Annotated in this window: 3 protein-coding genes; all 3 read left to right on the top strand. The window is 72.2% G+C overall.

The features are described 5' to 3' along the window. Window positions 1–250, top strand: a 250-nt coding sequence (locus tag ABZ656_RS57655; RefSeq protein ID WP_360280720.1) for a hypothetical protein, incomplete at its 5' end; no start/stop codon positions are given. A 118-nt stretch (window positions 251–368) separates the two neighbouring features. Next, window positions 369–1364 (top strand): helix-turn-helix domain-containing protein, encoded by a 996-nt coding sequence (locus ABZ656_RS57650; protein WP_360280717.1) that lies wholly within the window; start codon window positions 369–371, stop codon window positions 1362–1364. A gap of 156 nt (window positions 1365–1520) precedes the next feature. Next, a partial coding sequence (locus ABZ656_RS57645; protein ID WP_360280714.1) for an alpha/beta hydrolase fold domain-containing protein occupies window positions 1521–1998 on the top strand: 478 nt, incomplete at its 3' end.

Genomic DNA, 1998 nt, shown 5'->3' with positions numbered 1-1998 from the left:
GCTCTTCCGCCTCGTGGCGCTGCACCCCGGCCCCGGCATCGCGGCGGACACCGCCGCCCACCTCGCCGGTCTGTCGCCCCGTGCGGCCCGGCCGATCCTCGGCCGTCTCGCCGACGCCCATCTCGTGTGCGAAGTCGCTCCGGGCCGCTACACCGTGCACACCTTGCTGCGCGCGTTCGCCGCCGAGCTCGCGGAAGCCGCCGAGGCCGCCGCGGCGGAGTCCCTGTCACTTCCGCGTCACTCTTTTTGAACTCCGTCCCACCTACTCTCCGAGCGGAGTGGACGACCGTCCCACGAGGCGTCGTCGCTCCTCTCGACAGTTCGGCAGGGCTCGGAGGCAACGGCGGATGACGTCCAGTTTCAGCACCATGGAGACCGACCGCGGTGAGACGGGTGAGACCGGCAGGTGCCGCATGCCCATGGGCCTCGACATCGTCGTCTCGGGCGCGGCGCCCGCGGAGCTGCCCGGGGCGGACCGGACCTACCCGGCCCGGCGGGCACACCGGCTGGTCGCCCGGGACAGCGGCGAGTACCTCTTCGTAGGCGTACGGGGTGCGGCAGGCGTACGAGGCGCGGCAGCCGTACGAGGCGCGGCAGGCGTACGAGGCGCGGCAGGCGTACGAGGGGCGGCAGGCGTACGAGGCGGGAGCGGCGCTCACAGTCCGCGGCGGCCCGAGGACGTCTTCCTCGGGCCGGGAGACATCTGCTTCTACGACGCGCACGATCCTGCCACACTCGACTTCCCCGAGCGTTTCCGCATGAAGGTGTTCCTCGTGCCGTACGAGTCGCTCGGGCTCGACGCGGCCGATGTGCCCCGGCTCGCGGGGGCGCCGGTTGCCCGTGCGTCCCGGCTGGGCAGCCTGCTGTCACCGTTCCTGTCCGAACTCGCCGACACGGCCTCCTCGTCCCGGCCGCCGGTCGGCGAGCTGCTCGCCTGGAACGCCGTGAACGTGCTGGCCACCCTCGCCACCGAGAGGCTGGGCCGGGACGCCACCGGCACGCTCGACGCCCGGACGCCGCTGATGGCCCGGATCCTGGAGTTCATCGACCTGCACCTGACGGACGAGGACCTCTCCCCCGAGACGATCGCCGGGGCCCATCACATCTCCACGCGCTATCTGCACCGGCTCTTCCAGGACGAGGGCACCACGGTCGGCCGGTGGATCCAGCGGCGCCGGCTCGAGGAGTGCCGCCGGGACCTGATGATCCGGGCCCGGGGCAGCCGGACCATAGCGGCGGTGGCCAACCGCTGGGGGTTCATGAGCGCCACCCACTTCAGCCGGGTCTTCCGGGCCGCGTACGGCATGTCGCCCAGCGAATGGCGGGACAGCGTCGGCCGCGGCGCGCCCGCCGGCCGCCGCTGAGGCGGTCGCCGGTGTGCGGTGTTTCGACATGTTGAGCGCTGTGGGTTCAACGGCGGTGCGCTGACGGACCATCCACGCCCGCACCGCGCCTATAGCGTGGCTGCGAGGCCGGAGCATTGCCCGGCGTGCCCAGGAACAACGCTTCAGGAGATTCCCATGTCCGACGCCGTAGAGCCGGTCAAGCCTGTACTGGAGCCGGCGGCCGCCGTCTTCGCGGAAGCCACCGCCAATCCGCCGTACCTGTTCGACCTCGCCCCGGCGGAGGGTCGCAAGGCCGTCGACGAGGTGCAGTCCGGCGAGATCGAGATGCCGGACATCGACGAGGAGTGGATCACCGTCTCGGGCGGTCCGACGGGCAGCGTCCGTGCCCGGATCGTCAAGCCCGCCGGCGTCACCGGCACCCTGCCGGTGATCCTCTACATCCACGGCGCCGGCTGGGTGTTCGGCAACGCCCACACCCACGACCGCCTGGTCCGCGAACTGGCTGTCGGCGCCGAGGCCGCGGTCGTCTTTCCCGAGTACGACCTCTCGCCCGAGGCCCGCTACCCGGTCGCCATCGAGCAGAACTGGGCCGTCGCCCAGTGGGTCGTGGAGCAGGGCGCGTCCAAGGGCCTGGACGGCAGCCGCCTCGCGG

Source organism: Streptomyces sp. NPDC007095 (assembly GCF_040634475.1).
Lineage (GTDB): Bacteria > Actinomycetota > Actinomycetes > Streptomycetales > Streptomycetaceae > Streptomyces.
Note: the sequence above shows the minus strand (reverse complement) of the source record. Positions and strands in the feature narration are given on the sequence as shown.

Excerpts from the sequence above, each read along its gene's own strand:
- ABZ656_RS57650 (WP_360280717.1), top strand. The coding sequence starts at position 369 with ATGGAGACCGACCGCGGTGAGACGGGTGAGACCGGCAGGTGCCGCATG.